At 66.1% G+C, this 14,902-nt stretch carries 16 protein-coding genes; all 16 read right to left on the reverse strand.

All coding sequences use genetic code 11. From position 1 onward, the window contains the following. Positions 1–255: 255 nt before the first annotated feature. The 16 genes from murA to prfA all read right to left on the reverse strand — a co-directional run bounded on the left by murA (position 256) and on the right by prfA (position 14,857). Entirely contained in the window at positions 256–1,518 is a 1,263-nt protein-coding gene (murA, locus tag NK1_RS20875; RefSeq protein ID WP_063011069.1) for a UDP-N-acetylglucosamine 1-carboxyvinyltransferase, read from the reverse strand. Between the two features lie 10 nt (positions 1,519–1,528). After that, positions 1,529–2,137 carry a cob(I)yrinic acid a,c-diamide adenosyltransferase gene (locus NK1_RS20880; protein ID WP_063011071.1) on the reverse strand — a complete coding sequence of 203 codons (609 nt, stop codon included), beginning with the start codon at positions 2,135–2,137 and terminating at the stop codon, positions 1,529–1,531. 24 nt (positions 2,138–2,161) lie between these two features. Continuing rightward, positions 2,162–2,584, reverse strand: coding sequence for a DUF2550 domain-containing protein (locus tag NK1_RS20885; protein ID WP_030518273.1), 423 nt, complete (start codon positions 2,582–2,584; stop codon positions 2,162–2,164). 456 nt (positions 2,585–3,040) lie between these two features. Further along, positions 3,041–3,415 carry a F0F1 ATP synthase subunit epsilon gene (locus NK1_RS20890; protein WP_063011073.1) on the reverse strand — a complete coding sequence of 125 codons (375 nt, stop codon included), beginning with the start codon at positions 3,413–3,415 and terminating at the stop codon, positions 3,041–3,043. Positions 3,416–3,421: 6 nt separating this feature from the next. After that, on the reverse strand, positions 3,422–4,870 hold the full coding sequence (atpD, locus tag NK1_RS20895) for a F0F1 ATP synthase subunit beta (protein ID WP_030518275.1): 1,449 nt from the start codon (positions 4,868–4,870) through the stop codon (positions 3,422–3,424). Between the two features lie 26 nt (positions 4,871–4,896). Further along, entirely contained in the window at positions 4,897–5,868 is a 972-nt protein-coding gene (locus NK1_RS20900; RefSeq protein ID WP_036498574.1) for a F0F1 ATP synthase subunit gamma, read from the reverse strand. A gap of 54 nt (positions 5,869–5,922) precedes the next feature. Beyond that, on the reverse strand, positions 5,923–7,563 hold the full coding sequence (gene atpA, locus NK1_RS20905; RefSeq protein ID WP_063011075.1) for a F0F1 ATP synthase subunit alpha: 1,641 nt from the start codon (positions 7,561–7,563) through the stop codon (positions 5,923–5,925). A gap of 64 nt (positions 7,564–7,627) precedes the next feature. Then, positions 7,628–8,437 (reverse strand): F0F1 ATP synthase subunit delta, encoded by an 810-nt coding sequence (locus NK1_RS20910; RefSeq protein ID WP_063011233.1) that lies wholly within the window; start codon positions 8,435–8,437, stop codon positions 7,628–7,630. 89 nt (positions 8,438–8,526) lie between these two features. Then, positions 8,527–9,081: a F0F1 ATP synthase subunit B gene (locus tag NK1_RS20915; RefSeq protein WP_039776814.1), complete on the reverse strand. Its 555-nt coding sequence runs from the start codon at positions 9,079–9,081 to the stop codon at positions 8,527–8,529. Between the two features lie 5 nt (positions 9,082–9,086). Beyond that, positions 9,087–9,335: an ATP synthase F0 subunit C gene (locus NK1_RS20920; protein WP_025347580.1), complete on the reverse strand. Its 249-nt coding sequence runs from the start codon at positions 9,333–9,335 to the stop codon at positions 9,087–9,089. Positions 9,336–9,405: 70 nt separating this feature from the next. Continuing rightward, positions 9,406–10,227 carry a F0F1 ATP synthase subunit A gene (gene atpB / locus NK1_RS20925; protein WP_223273948.1) on the reverse strand — a complete coding sequence of 274 codons (822 nt, stop codon included), beginning with the start codon at positions 10,225–10,227 and terminating at the stop codon, positions 9,406–9,408. A gap of 272 nt (positions 10,228–10,499) precedes the next feature. After that, the gene (locus NK1_RS20930; protein WP_063011077.1) at positions 10,500–10,952 is read right to left on the reverse strand and encodes a Cg1360 family ATP-synthase-associated protein; all 453 of its coding nucleotides are present in this window, start codon (positions 10,950–10,952) and stop codon (positions 10,500–10,502) included. Positions 10,953–10,974: 22 nt separating this feature from the next. Next, positions 10,975–12,126, reverse strand: coding sequence for an MraY family glycosyltransferase (locus tag NK1_RS20935; RefSeq protein WP_063011079.1), 1,152 nt, complete (start codon positions 12,124–12,126; stop codon positions 10,975–10,977). Positions 12,127–12,137: 11 nt separating this feature from the next. Continuing rightward, positions 12,138–12,803 carry an L-threonylcarbamoyladenylate synthase gene (locus NK1_RS20940; protein ID WP_036498542.1) on the reverse strand — a complete coding sequence of 222 codons (666 nt, stop codon included), beginning with the start codon at positions 12,801–12,803 and terminating at the stop codon, positions 12,138–12,140. 72 nt (positions 12,804–12,875) lie between these two features. After that, the gene (gene prmC, locus NK1_RS20945) at positions 12,876–13,775 is read right to left on the reverse strand and encodes a peptide chain release factor N(5)-glutamine methyltransferase (protein WP_063011081.1); all 900 of its coding nucleotides are present in this window, start codon (positions 13,773–13,775) and stop codon (positions 12,876–12,878) included. After that, entirely contained in the window at positions 13,775–14,857 is a 1,083-nt protein-coding gene (gene prfA / locus NK1_RS20950) for a peptide chain release factor 1 (RefSeq protein WP_036498560.1), read from the reverse strand. The genes prmC and prfA overlap by 1 nt, the downstream gene beginning before the upstream one ends. Between the last annotated feature and the right edge of the window lie 45 nt (positions 14,858–14,902).

The following is a 14,902-nucleotide window of genomic DNA, read 5'->3' on the forward strand; positions in this document are numbered from 1 at the left end:
TCACCATCTCCCAGATTTTCATCTGTTCGATCGGCGAGGCAACTTTTCCAGCTTAGCTCAACCATCGGACCCGAACCAAATCGGGGTCTCGGTCGAACCAGTGTGATCGTCAGGCGCTCCCCGTACTACCGCGTTGTCCCCTTGCCTTCCGGCCCGGGGTTGGTGTCCGTGTCGCTCTGACTTGGAATAAGTTACGTGGCGGTTGATTCTATGTCAAATCGCCTGGTCAGGAAGGTCTTTCGGATGTACGGCGGACTACGCCGGCGTGCCGACCCGTTTCACCTCGGCGCCCAGCGAGCGCAGGTTCTCGACGAAGTGGGGGTAGCCGCGGTCGATGTGGAAGACGTCGTGCACCTCGGTGACGCCGTCGGCGACGAGACCCGCGAGCACCAGACCCGCGCCGGCGCGGATATCCGACGACCACACCGGCGCACTCGACAGCCGCGGGATGCCACGAACCACGGCGTGGTGGCCGTCGGTACGGGCGTCGGCGCCCAGGCGGATCATCTCCTCGACGAAGCGGAAGCGCGCCTCGAAGATGTTCTCGGTGATCATCGACGTCCCGTCGGCGATGGTCGCCAGGCCGATCGCCATCGGCTGCAGATCGGTGGGAAAGCCCGGGAACGGCAGGGTGGAGAAATTCACCGCCCGCGGGCGCTCCGGTTGTTCCACTCGGAAACCGTTGGGTTCGAACGTGATTCGCGCCCCCGACGAACGCAGCTTGTCCAGCACCAGTGAGAGGTGTTTGGGGTTCAGGCCGGTGACGCGGACGTCACCCCTCGTCATCGCGGCGGCGATTCCCCAGGTCGCGGCCACGATCCGGTCGCCGATCACCTGATGGGTGGTGGGGGCAAGTTTGCGCACGCCGGAGATGGTGAGGACCGAGGTGCCGGCGCCGTCGATACGGGCGCCCATCCGGGTGAGCATGGTGCACAGGTCGACGATCTCGGGTTCGCGCGCGGCGTTGTCGATCACCGTCTCCCCCTCCGCGAGGACCGCGGCCATGAGGATGTTCTCGGTCGCGCCGACCGACGGGAAATCCAGCCGGATCCGCGCGCCCTGCAGTTCGTCGGCGCGTGCGACCAGGCAGCCGTGCTCGATTTCGCTGGTCGCGCCGAGCAATCTCAGACCGGCCTGGTGCATATCGAGCGGACGGGACCCGATCGCGTCGCCGCCGGGCAGGGCGACGACGGCGCGCTTACACCGCGCCATCAGTGGTCCGAGGACGCAGACCGAGGCGCGGAACTGGGTCACCGCCGGGAAGTCGGCGTGATATTTCGGCTCGGCCGGTGTGGTGATGGCGACCACGGATCCGTCCACGGTGACATCGCAGCCCAGACCGCGCAGGACCTCCGCCATCAGCGGCACATCCAGGATGTCCGGGCAGTTGGTGATCGTCGTCGTGCCTTCGGCCAACAGGGCGGCGGCCATCAGCTTGAGGACGCTGTTCTTCGCGCCACCCACTGAGACCTCGCCGACCAGCCGACTGCCCCCGGTCACCAGAAACCGTTCACTCACGGGGGCCAGCCTAACGGGAGGGCTGGTCGGTCGCGGCCGGTCCGCCGGTCTCCGATCCCCCGGGCCGCCACAGCACGTCACCGTCGGGGTTGGCCACCCGGCCGAGGATGAACAGCAGATCGGACAGCCGATTGAGGTATTTCGCGGGCAACACGCCGATGTCGTCCGGATGCGCGTCCACCGCCGCCCACGCCGCGCGTTCCGCCCGGCGCGCCACGGTGCGGGCCGTATGCAGCAGCGCGGCCAACGGCGTGCCGCCGGGCAGGATGAACGAATTCAGCGGAGCGAGCTCGGCATTGAACTCGTCACACCAGCGTTCCAGGCGGTCGATATAGGACTGGGTGATCCGCAGCGGCGGATATTTCGGGTCCGGCACGACCGGGGTGGACAGATCGGCGCCGGCATCGAACAGATCGTTCTGCACCTGGCGCAGCACCTCGGCGATGCGCGCCGGCGGCTGTCCGAGGGCGAGCGCCACGCCGAGGGCGGCGTTGGTCTCGTCGCAGTCGGCGTAGGCGACCAGTCGCGGATCGGTCTTCGGCACCCGGGAGAAGTCGCTCAGGCCGGTGGTGCCGTCGTCTCCGGTCCGGGTATAGATCTTGGTCAGATGCACACTCATTGCTGGTGACCACCTATTTCTGGGTCAACGCCCCGGGCGTCGCCGGATGCGTTCGGAGGGCCGAGATTCGACCCAGGACAGGAATGCCGTCAGCGCAGGGCGATCCAGGGCGAGTTCATAGCTGCCGTCACCGTCGGAGACCGCGATCACGACGATGTCGTCGGTCATGATGTCGTACTCGTCGCCCACCGGAGAACGCCGATCGACCACTTCGATGCCCAGCCGCCGGATGGTCGAATCCGGTCCCACTTTCAGGCTGGTGAGTTTGTAGAAGACGAGCCGGGATTCGCCGTAGCGAATCAGTCCGTGCCGCCACCCTTGACCACCCTGCGCCGGAAGTACGCGCAGAATCGCCGCGGTTCCACCTCGGCGCAACATGATCAGGCGATACAGCGACACCAGCGCTACGCCGACCAGCAGCAGCACCAGAATGATCAGAAGCACCATCCCGGTCCGCAATCCAGGTCCGTCCCTTCGCTTCGCCCCTGTGCCGTCGCCAGCGCCGTGCCATCCCCGAACAAGGCCGCTCCCGCAGCGAGTCTACAAACCAGGGCGCCGCGGCACACAGCCGGTACATCCGTTCCACAAACGAGGATATCGGGCGATTCGCCGATCCGGAGGAAGGTGAGCAGAGGCACACTCGCACAACGACATTCGAAGCCCGTCACGGTTGGCTGCGCGCCGGGTCCGCGACGGGCCCGTTATCACGCCGGCATCGGCGCGCGTCGACCCATCGTGAAGGGCATTTCCGGAGTCCTCCTCGTAGGGGTCTGATGCCCGGCCCGTCGACGTGACCGTCCGGCAGCGGCAGACCGCGCGATAGGCGGAAACGCCGTGTGGCGGCCCGGATATCCGGACCGCCACACGGTTGCGCTATTCGGTTCTCGCCCTGAGGCGTTCGCGTCAGGCGCTCGCCGCTTCCACCGCGCGAATTCGCGCGGTGGCCGCATTCTGTTCCTGCTCCGAGGCATTCGGATCGGCCAGTACCGCGCGGGCCGCGTCGAGATCGATATCGCCCGCGAATTCCGCCGACTCGGCGAGAATCCGGACCGCCTCACCCGTGCACGAGAAGAAGCCGCCGTGCACGGCTGCGACGATGCGCTCGCCCTCGGTGCTGTCGATGGTCACGATCCCGCCCTCGACCAGCTGGCCGAGTACGGGCTCGTGGCCGTGCAGAATACCGATCTGACCTTCCGTGGTCTGGGCGCTGACGAAACTCGCCGTCCCCGACCACAGCCGCCGCTCGATGGCGACCAGATCAACTGACATATCCGCCATGGTGGACTACTTCCCGGCGATCTTCTTCGCGGCCGCCTCGACGTCGTCCAGGCCACCGCAGGAGTTGAACGCCTGTTCCGGCAGGTGGTCGAATTCGCCCTTGCAGACCCGCTCGAAGTCGTCGATGGTCTGCTCCAGCGGCACGACCGAACCCGGCTGACCGGTGAACTTCTCGGCCACGATGAAGTTCTGGCCGAGGAACTTCTCCAGACGACGGGCCCGGCCGACGAGGACCTTGTCCTCTTCGGAGAGCTCGTCCATACCCAGAATCGCGATGATGTCCTGGAGTTCCTTGTACTTCTGCAGAATTCGCTTGACCTCGTTGGCCACCGCGAAGTGCCGCTCGCCGACGATCGAGGCCTCGAGGATTCGCGAGGTCGAGGTCAGCGGGTCGACGGCGGGGTAGATACCCTTCTGCGAAATCGGGCGGGAGAGCTCGGTGGTCGCGTCCAGGTGGGCGAAGGTGGTCGCCGGCGCCGGGTCGGTGTAGTCGTCGGCGGGAACGTAGATCGCCTGCATCGAGGTGATCGAACGACCACGGGTCGAGGTGATGCGCTCCTGCAGCTGACCCATCTCGTCCGCCAGGGTCGGCTGGTAACCGACGGCCGAAGGCATACGACCCAGCAGGGTCGAGACCTCGGAACCGGCCTGGGTGAAACGGAAGATGTTGTCGATGAACAGCAGCACGTCCTGACCCTGCACATCGCGGAAGTACTCCGCCATGGTCAGCGCGGACAGCGCGACGCGCATACGGGTGCCCGGCGGCTCGTCCATCTGGCCGAAGACGAGGGCGGTGTCCTGGAGGACGCCCATCTCCTCCATTTCCAGGTGGAGGTCGGTGCCCTCACGGGTGCGCTCACCGACGCCGGCGAACACCGACGTACCGGAGAACTCACGCGCGATACGGGTGATCATCTCCTGGATCAGAACGGTCTTGCCGACACCGGCACCACCGAACAGACCGATCTTGCCGCCCTTCACGTACGGGGTCAGCAGGTCGATGACCTTGATGCCCGTTTCCAGGATCTCGGTCTTACCCTCGAGCTGGTCGAAGGCGGGCGGCTGGCGGTGGATGCCCCACTGCTCGCCGTCTCGGCCCAGGCCCGGGGTGTCGAGGCAGTCGCCGAGGGCGTTGAACACGTGGCCCTTGGTGACGTCGCCGACCGGAACCGAGATCGGCTTGCCGGTGTCGGACACCGGGACGCCGCGAACCAGGCCGTCGGTCGGCTGCATCGAAATGGTGCGAACGATGTTGTCGCCCAGATGCTGCGCGACCTCGAGGGTCAGCGTCTTGGCCACCGACGGCAGGGTGACGTCGGCGTGCAGGGCGTTGAACAGCTCTGGGATGGCGCCGCGGGGGAACTCGACGTCCACCACAGGGCCGTTGACCCGGACGACGCGGCCTGTGCCAGCGCCCGCCCGGCTTGCGTTTTCTTGCGTGACAGCTGCGGTCATTTGTTCTCTTCCATGGGGGCTAGGGCTTAGTCGCGATCCGAGGACGCAGCCAGCGCGTTCGCGCCGCCGACGATTTCACTGATTTCCTGCGTGATGTTCGCCTGCCGGATCGAGTTCGCCTGGCGGGTCAGGGTATTGACCAGCTCGGTGGCGTTGTCGGTGGCAGCCTTCATTGCGGTGCGGCGCGCGGCCGACTCCGAGGCCGCGGCCTCGAGCAACGACGAGTAGATGCGGGTATTGATGTACTTCGGCAGCAGGGCGCCGAGCAGCTTGTCCGCATCCGGTTCGAACTCGTAGAGCGAGGTGATCTTCGCGTCCGGCGAGTCGGTGAGCATGTCCTCGCCGAGTTCGAAGTTCTCATCGACGAAGCTCACCTGGATCGGAGCGAGCCGGCGAACCTCGGGCACCTGCGACAACATCGAGACGAAGCGGGTGTAGACGATGTGAATCTCGTCCACGCCCTCGATGGTCCCGGTGCCGCCCGGCCCCTCCACCTCGGTGTCGGAGCCCGCCATGAACACATCCACCAGGTGGTGGCATGCGGCCGACGCGTCGGTGTAGTGCGGCTGCTGCGAGAACCCGGTCCACGAACCGGCCAGCGGGCGGTTGCGGAAGGTGTAGTACGTCAGGCCCTTGCTGCCCATCACGTACAGCACCGGCTCCTTGCCCTCGGAGCGCAGCGTCGTGATCAGTTCCTCGGTGCGCTTGAGCACGTTGGAGTTGTAGCCACCACACATACCGCTGTCACTGGTGATCACCAGGATGGCGGCGCGGCGCGGAGTGGCCCGCTCGGTGAGCAGGGGGTGGTTGAGATTCGAGGAGGCCCCGGCCAATTCGCCGAGCACCTTCGTGATCTCTTCCGCGTACGGCTTCGCGGCGGCCACCCGGGCCTGGGCCTTGCTGATTCGCGAGGTCGCGATCAGTTCCTGGGCCTTGGTGATCTTCTTGATCGAGCTCACGCCACGAATACGGGAGCGCAATTCACGCAAGTTCGCCATCAGCGGTTCACACTCCCTTCGCGTATCGAATTCGTAGGCATCGTCGGACCCGGCTTACTTCTCGACGTGCTTACGGGTGACCGACAGCGACTCGACCTCTTCGTGGTCCAGTTCACCGGCGTCGGCCTCGTTGACCACGCGGCTGCCGTCGGAGGCCAGGAAGCCCTGCTTGAAGCGCTCGGTCTCGGTCTTGATCGCGTCGGCGGGCTCGCCCTCGAGCCGCTTGGCGCCACCTTCGAGGGCATCGAAGGAACTCTGCACCTTGTTGTGCAGGTGTTCGAGCAGCTCGGCGTTGAAGCGCCGCACGTCGCCGACCGGCACCGAATCGTAGTAACCGGCGTCGACCAGGTAGATCGAGACGATCTGGTCCTCGACCGCGACCGGCGAGTACTGATCCTGCTTGAGCAGCTCCACCCAGCGCGCACCGCGCTCGAGCTGGGCCAGGGAGGCGGCGTCCAGATCGGAGGCGAAGGCGGAGAACGCTTCGAGCTCGCGGTAGGAGGCCAGCTCCAGACGCAGCGAACCGGCGACCGTCTTCATGGCCTTGGTCTGGGCGGCGCCACCGACACGGGAGACGGAGGTACCGACGTTGATGGCCGGACGCACACCCTTGTTGAACAGGTCGGACTCGAGGAAGACCTGGCCGTCGGTGATGGAGATGACGTTGGTCGGAATGAACGCCGAGATGTCGTTGGCCTTGGTCTCGATGATCGGCAGACCCGTCATCGAGCCGGCGCCCATCGCGTCGGACAGTTTCGCGCAACGCTCCAGCAGACGGGAGTGCAGGTAGAAGACGTCACCGGGGTACGCCTCACGGCCCGGCGGGCGACGCAGCAACAGCGAGATGGCACGGTAGGCCTCGGCCTGCTTGGACAGGTCGTCGAACACGATCAGGACGTGCTTGCCCTGGTACATCCAGTGCTGGCCGAGCGCGGAACCGGTGTAGGGCGCGAGCCACTTGAAACCGGCGGAGTCGGACGCGGGGGCGGCGACGATGGTGGTGTACTCCATCGCACCGTGCGCCTCGAGCGCGGACTTCACGCCGGCGATGGTGGAGCCCTTCTGGCCGATCGCGACGTAGATGCAGCGCATCTGCTTCTTCGGATCGCCGGACTCCCAGTTGGCCTTCTGGTTCAGGATGGCGTCGATGCAGACCGCGGTCTTACCGGTCTTGCGGTCGCCGATGACCAGCTGACGCTGGCCACGACCGATGGCGGTCAGCGCGTCGATGGCGGTGATGCCGGTGGCCATCGGCTCCTCGACCGGCTGGCGCTCCAGCACGGTCGCGGCCTGCAGCTCCAGCACGCGGCGCTCGTCGGCCTCGATCTCGCCCAGGCCGTCGATCGGCTGGCCGAGGGGGTTGATGACGCGGCCCAGGAACTTGTCGCCGACCGGCACCGAGAGCACGTCACCGGTGCGGCGGACCTGCTGGCCCTCTTCGATGCCGTCGAACTCACCGAGGATGACCGCACCGATCTCGTCGGGGTCGAGGTTCAACGCGACACCCAGCACACCGCCGGGGAATTCGAGGATCTCGTTGGTCATCGCCGACGGCAGGCCACTGACGTGCGCGATGCCGTCACTGGTGTCGGTGACCGTGCCGATTTCCTCGATGGAGGTTTCGGGGGTGTAGCTCTGGGTGTAGCTTTCGATCGCGCTACGGATCTCATCGGGGGAGATCGTCAGCTCCGCCATGGTTCTTCCTGCTCTCGCTGTGGTCTGGAATGTCGGGGTGGGGTGGCCGGGCTCGTGGGCTCGGCTAGGCCAGGGCCTGGCGCAGGCGCTGCAGTCGGCCGACGGCGCTGCCGTCGATCACGTCGTCACCGATGCGCACGACGACACCGGCCAGCAGTTCCGGATCGACCTGCACGTGGATGGTGACCGGCTTGTCGTAGATTCGCTGCAGCGATGCGGCGAGATGCTCCCGCTGCTGCGGCGTCAGGGCCGTCGCCGAACGAACGTGCGCGACGATCTGCTTGCGCAACGACGCCGCCAGATCGGACAACTGGTCGAAGGCGACGCCGACATCACCGCGCGACCGGCCGACCGCCTGTTCGGCCAGCTGCATGGTGACGTCTTCGACCTTCCCGGTGAGCAGCCGCGTCAGCAGATCGCGCTTGGCGGCCGCCGGCTTACCGCGATCGGTGAGCGCCTGCTCCAGATCCGGGTTGTCTTCGACGGTGCGGCCCAGCCGGAACAACTCGTCCTCGACGGCGTCGATACGTCCGCGGTCGGCCGCGGCGCGCAGCAGCGCCTCCTGCCCGAGCAGCACCAAGGTGTCGACCAGATCTCGGGTACGAGACCAGTCCTGGGCGACGGCAGTGGTCAGCACGGCCTGAGTGGCCGCGCTGATCTTGCCGCCGAACACGCGTTCGGCCAGTTCGGCACGCACCGAACTCGACACCGACTTATCCGCGAGCGCCACACGCAGCGAACGCTGGTCGTCGAGCACGGCGACTACGGCGAACAGTTCGGAGCCCGTCGTGGCGGCGACGGAGTCACTCCCGGTGAGTGCGGCCGAAAGAGCTTCCCTCGCACGGGAACTCGCCTCGCGGCTCGCTGCGTACATGATTCCCACTTTCACTGTGTTGAATTCCGGGGCCCGGAGTGGTCGGGCGCCGGTGACTTGCGTCACCGACAAGACCTCTCAGGCGCAGGTTACCTTCCGACCCCGATGCCGGCCTTCTGATCCAGCTCGGTGAGGAACCGATCGATGGACGCCGCCTGCTTGGCTTCGTCCGCCACGGACTGCCCGATGATCTTCTCGGCCAGGTCGACCGCGGTGCGGCCGAGCTCGGACCGGAGCTCGGTCACGATCTGCTGACGCTGGGCGTCGAGCTGGGCATGACCGGCGGAGACGATGCGATCGGCTTCGGCCTGAGCCTCCGAGCGCAGCTGCGCGAGGATCTGCTGGCCCTGGGTACGCGCTTCCTCACGGATGCGCGCCGCCTCGAGCCGGGCCTCGGCCAGCTGCTGCTGGTACTGCTGCAGGGTTTCCTGCGCCTCGGCCTGCGCGGCCTCGGCCTTGGCCATCCCGCCTTCGATCTTCTCCGAGCGCTCGTCGAGCACCTTCGTCAATCGAGGAACCACGTACTTGTAGAACAGGATCCCGATGACGACAACGCACACCACCGACCAGACGATGTCGTATGGCTCCGGAATCAGAGGGTTCTTGTCCTCTGCATTCTCGGCGAGCAAGTACATGCTGTTCATCGGAATCAGAAGATGAAGCCGGCGACGAGACCGATCAGCGCGAGCGCCTCGGTGAACGCGATACCCAGGAACATGTTGGTCCGGATGGTGCCCTGCAGCTCGGGCTGACGGGCGATACCCTCGATCGCCTTACCGACGACGATGCCGACGCCGACACCCGGGCCGATCGCGGCCAGACCGTAACCGATAGCGCCGTAGCCCTTGACCCGATCCGAGGTCTGGGCGAGTTCGGCGGCCACGTAGGAGAGGCTCATGAGATTTCTTTCCCTTTCTGTTGCCCACCCGCCCGGCGGCAGGTGGGGCAGTTCTTGTGCGGTCGTGCGGTCAGTGCGAGTCGGCGTGCTCGGCGAGGCTGATGTACACAGCCGTCAACAGCGCGAACACGTAGGCCTGCAGGAAGATCACCAGAAGTTCGAAAAGGGTGAATCCGAATCCCGCGAGCAAGGAGAACGGCGAGAAGATCTTCATCCACGAAGCGGCGTCGAAGAGGAAGAACTGGGTGGCACTGAAGAACAGCACCAGCATGATGTGACCGGACAGCATGTTGGCCATGAGTCGGACGGTCAGCGTGAACGGACGCAGGATGAAGGTCGAGACGAACTCGATCGGAATCAGCAGCACGTGCAGCGCAACCGGAACATTCGGCACCACGACGGACGAGCGCATGTACCGCCAGAATCCGTACTTGCGGATACCGACGTAGTTGAACGTGATGTAGGCGATGGCCGCCAGCACGATCGGCATTCCGACGCGCGCGTTCGAGGAAATGTTCAACAGCGGTATGACGCTGGAGAAGTTCAGGAACAGCACCGTGAAGAAGATCGTGGCGATCAGCGGGAAAAACCTGCGGCCGGTCTTCTTGCCCAGCACTTCATCGCAGATCTGCTCACGAACGAACAGCAGGCCGATCTCCGCGACGTTCTGCAGACCGCGAGGAACGAGACGGGGACTGCGGAATGCGAGCAACATCACCGCAACCAATACCGCCACCATGATGAGGCGAACCATCATCAATCGGTCGATCTCGAAAGGTGTCCCCCCGAACAGCAGCGCATCAGGGAAGAAGTCTTGTAGCGAAGGCGCGTGGAACTCGCCCGCCAGAGTGGTGACGCTCAGCATTCTCTCCCGTGTTCGGCCACGAGACATGTTCCATCTCGCGGTTCGATCGGACATTGACGATCAGGTGGTCGACTCAGGTCGGCTCGAAGTTCGTCAGCAGCTGCGCGGGGAGACCCGCAGTGGCGTCTGTACGTCGGCGACATCGTCGACGGTGCAGGGCCGGAACTTCTCACCGAAGGACCGGCACGGCAGTAAGCATAACCTCTCGCACCGGCGACGATGCGGTCGGCCCCGTTGGTTCGGATGCTTACGGTAAAGAGTTTACCAAGCTATCTACGACAACGTGTAGGGGGTCTTGTTCACACGTTCGAACGATCTTGGTCGGCGGGCCCCGCCGGCGGGTCGATCACCGGAACACGTTGGCGCAGAAGTCCGTACGTCTCGGCTCCGAGAACAATCAGCAACGCCCCCACGACGGTCAGGAAAAGGGTGCCGGGGCTGTAGAAATCGAACTGGTGCAAGATCGCGACCACGATCATCACGACCAGGATTTTGCCGATCCAGCTCGCCAGCATCACCATGCCCTGAATGCCGGAATCCAATTTCGCGCTGAACAGCACGAGAGCGGCGGTGGTGAGAATGAAGAAACCACCGATCGCGGATCCGATGAGCGCGCCCCAGAAACCGGCCCAGCCCGCGACGATCGAGCCGGCGACGACCGAAACCACCACCAGCACGCACAATCCGGCGATGCCGTAACGCAGCGCTGCTCGTAGTGGCGCGTCGGGGTGCAATTCGGGTGCCGTGCTCACGTCGAGCCACTTTACCCGTTCCTTACTTGCGGCGACCGCGGAGCCCGACCACTTCACGCAGCGATGGGACGGCCGTCACAACCAGGGAGAAAACCAAACCCGCCGCGAACAGCAGAACCACCAACCGGCGATCCATCAAAGAGGTTCCCACGGCCGCGAATGCGAGCACGCCGACCCACAGATAGATCAACAACACCACGCGCCGATGCGAATGCCCGATCTGCAACAGACGGTGATGCAAATGCATTTTGTCGGGAGTGGAGAAACTCACACCCGCGCGCACGCGGCGCACGATTGCCAGCACCAGATCCAATACCGGAATGAACATCACCGCTCCCACCAGCAACAGCGGTGACAGCAGACCCACGATGTCGCGCGGCCCGTATCCGGTGAGCGGAATTCGGCCGGATGCGCCGGTGGAGACCGCGGCGAGCATCAGACCGATCAACATCGATCCGGAATCGCCCATGAATATTCGGGCCGGGTGGAAATTATGTGGCAGAAATCCCAGACATCCCCCCGCCAGCGCGGCGGCCAGCAGGGCCGGTGGATAGCCGTCGGTCGCACCGCCCTGCTGATAGAGCAAACCCACGGTGAACACGAACACGGCGGCGGCGGCGATCAGCCCCAGCCCCGCCGCGAGCCCGTCGAGACCGTCCACGAAATTCATCGCGTTGATCATGGTGACGGTGATGGCCACCGTCACCACCCACCCCTGCAACTGGTCGAGCACGACCGTGGTGTTGCTGAACGGGTTGTAGATGGCCACCCAGCTCAGGCCCATCACGGCCATCGCCCCGGCGGCCGAGATCTGGCCCACGAACTTCGTCAGCGCGTCCAGGCCCCAGCGGTCGTCGACGATGCCGACCAGGACGATCAGGGTGCCCGCGACCAGCACGGCCGGAATATCGCGCGGATAGTCGAAACCGCGGCGCAGCGCCGGCAGCTGATGGGCGAACAGCACCGCGGCCAGCACACCCAGATAGATGCCGACGCCGCCCATGCGCGGAATCGGCTCGAGATGCACATCACGATCGCGGGGTACCGCGATGGCGCCGAAACCGATGGCCAGCACCCGAATTCCGCCGGTGGACAACATCGTCACCACCGCGGACACGAGCAGCACCAGAAGCAGCTCGCGCAGCGGGACGACCGCACCCTGACTGAAAACCATCTACCGGGCCGTCAGCGGGTGGTCTCGGGCGACAGTTCGTCCGGCGCCATACCCAGCACCTCGGCGACCTGCGCGACGGTCACCGCGCCGGCCCGCAGCACCCGCGGACGGTCGCCGGTCAGATCCACGATCGTGGAGGGCACGCCGTGTTCGGCCGGGCCGCCGTCCAGATACACGCCGACCTGGTTGCCCAGCTGGTGTCGCGCCTCGGTGACCGTCGTGGCGGGCGGCTGCCCGGAGACGTTCGCGCTCGACACGGCCATCGGGCCGACCTCGCGCAGCAGTTCCAGCGCGATCGGGTGCAGCGGCATGCGCAGCATCACCGTGCCGCGGGCGTCACCGAGATCCCAGGCCAGCGAGGGCGCCTGCTGCACGACCAGGCTCAGCCCGCCCGGCCAGAAGGCGCGGATCAGGTCGCGTGCCTGCGGCTGCACGGAGAAGACGAGTCCGTCGATGGTGTTCCACGAACCGACCAGCACCGGCACGGGCATGTCGCGCCCGCGCCGCTTGGCCGCCAGCAGGCCGGCCACGGCCGTGGAATCGAACGCATCCGCGGCGATTCCGTAGACCGTATCGGTGGGGATGACGGCCAGCCGTCCGGATTTCAAGGTGGTCCGCGCGGCGGTCAATCCGGCGGCACGAGAATCGGGATCGGAGCAGTCGTAGACGGTACTCACGGCGGTGAGTCTATTGAATGTGTCTCCCGGCACGTTGCCCGGCTTCGCGCAAATTCTCGGCAATCGCGAGGGTCAGCGCGCGCGGCGGGCGGCGACGAAGCGCGGCCGGCCGGCCAGATCCGGGTGTTCGACGATGTCGCAGAACCGGCCGTCTCCGGCGAACAGCGCCGCGACCTGAGGACCGTGCGAATCGTCGTGTTCGACGGCCGCCACGCCCTCGGGGCGCAGCAGCCGGGTGATGGTGGCGACCATGGGGGCGATCACCTCGAGTCCGTCGGGGCCGCCGAACAGGGCGAGATGCGGATCGTGTTCGGCCACTTCGGGATCCAGCCGTGCGTCCGAGGGGATGTAGGGCGGATTCGCGACGACGACGTCGACCCGGCCGTTCAGCTCGGCCAGCACCTGCGCGTCGGTGACATCACCTGCATGCAGGACGATCGGCGTATCTCCTTGCGCGGCTTGCCGTTCGGCGTTGCGCTGCGCCCATTGCCTTGCGGTGGGGTCGATTTCGACGGCGTGGACCTCGGCGTCGGGACGGGCATTGGCGATCGCCAGGGCCAGGGCCCCCGATCCGGTGCACAGGTCGACCACGATCGGGGGGTGCTCGTGGCCGGCCGCCTCGAGCTGGGCCAGCGCCCACGCGAAGATCAGCTCGGTTTCCGGCCGCGGGACGAACACACCCGGGCCCACCTCGAGATCCACCTCACCCATCGAGGCGGCGCCGGTCAGATGCTGGAGCGGTACCCGCTCGGCCCGGCGCGCCACCAGCTCGAGGAACCGTTCGAGTTGTTCCGAGGTCACCATCGGCACAAGGGCCAGCCGCGATCGCTCGACCTCGAGGACGAAGGCGGCCAGAAATTCCGCGTCGATCTGCGGACTGTGCACCCCCGCCGCCGCGAGCGTGCGCGTGGCGGCGATGATCGCGGGACGGAGCGGCACTCGGTGCCGATCCGCCTCGCCGGAAGCCCGCATCACTCCGCCGCGAGCCGGGCGGCGCGGTCGGCTTCACCGAGAGCGTCCAGCAGCGCGTCCAATTCTCCGTCCAGCACAGAGTCCAGATTGTGAGCCTTGAAGCCGATGCGGTGGTCGGTGATGCGGTTCTCGGGGAAGTTGTAGGTGCGGATGCGCTCCGAGCGGTCGACCGTGCGGATCTGCGAGGCACGTCCGGCGGCGGCGTCGGCCTCGGCCTGTTCCTCGGCCAGGCTCTGCAACCGCGCCGAGAGCACCTGCATCGCGCGGATCTTGTTCTGCAGCTGCGAACGCTCGTTCTGGCAGGTCACGACGATGCCGGTCGGCAAATGGGTGATCCGGACCGCGGAGTCGGTGGTGTTGACGCCCTGGCCGCCCTTACCGGAGGAGCGGTAGACGTCGATGCGCAGATCGGATTCGTCGATCTGGACCTGTTCGACCTCGTCGGGTTCGGGATAGATCAGCACGCCGGCCGCGGAGGTGTGGATGCGGCCCTGCGATTCGGTGACCGGCACACGCTGGACGCGATGGACCCCGCCCTCGAACTTCAGCCGGGACCAGACGCCGTCGCGGCTGGGCTCGCGGCTCTTGATCGAGAGCGTCGCCTCCTTGTATCCGCCCAGGTCGGACACGTTGGCGTCGAGGACCTCCACCTTCCAGCCGTGCCGTTCGGCGTAGCGGATGTACATGCGTGCCAGATCGGAGGCGAACAAAGCCGACTCCTCGCCGCCCTCCCCCGACTTCACCTCGAGCACGACATCGTCGCTGTCGTGCGGGTCGCGCGGGGCCAGCAGATCGGTCAGCGCCTTCGACAGCTCTTCGACCTGCTGTTCGAGTCCGGGGACCTCGGCCGCGAAGGACGCATCGTCGGCGGCCAGCTCCCGGGCGGCGGCCAGATCGTCGCGGGCCGCGCTGAGCTTGGTGTAGGTCGACATGATCGGCGCCAATTCGGCGAACCGCTTACCGACGCGACGGGCCTCACCCGGGTTGTTGTGCAACGCCGGATCCGACAGCTGTGTCTCCAGGCCGGCGTGTTCGGCGAGGATATCGTCGATGGCGGAGGGGGCCGTGATCTTGTCGGCCATGGCGGTCATGCCTTCCGTAGGAGCGTGCGAACACCTGTAAACGCA

It is taken from the genome of Nocardia kruczakiae NBRC 101016 (assembly GCF_001612965.1).
Lineage (GTDB): Bacteria > Actinomycetota > Actinomycetes > Mycobacteriales > Mycobacteriaceae > Nocardia > Nocardia kruczakiae.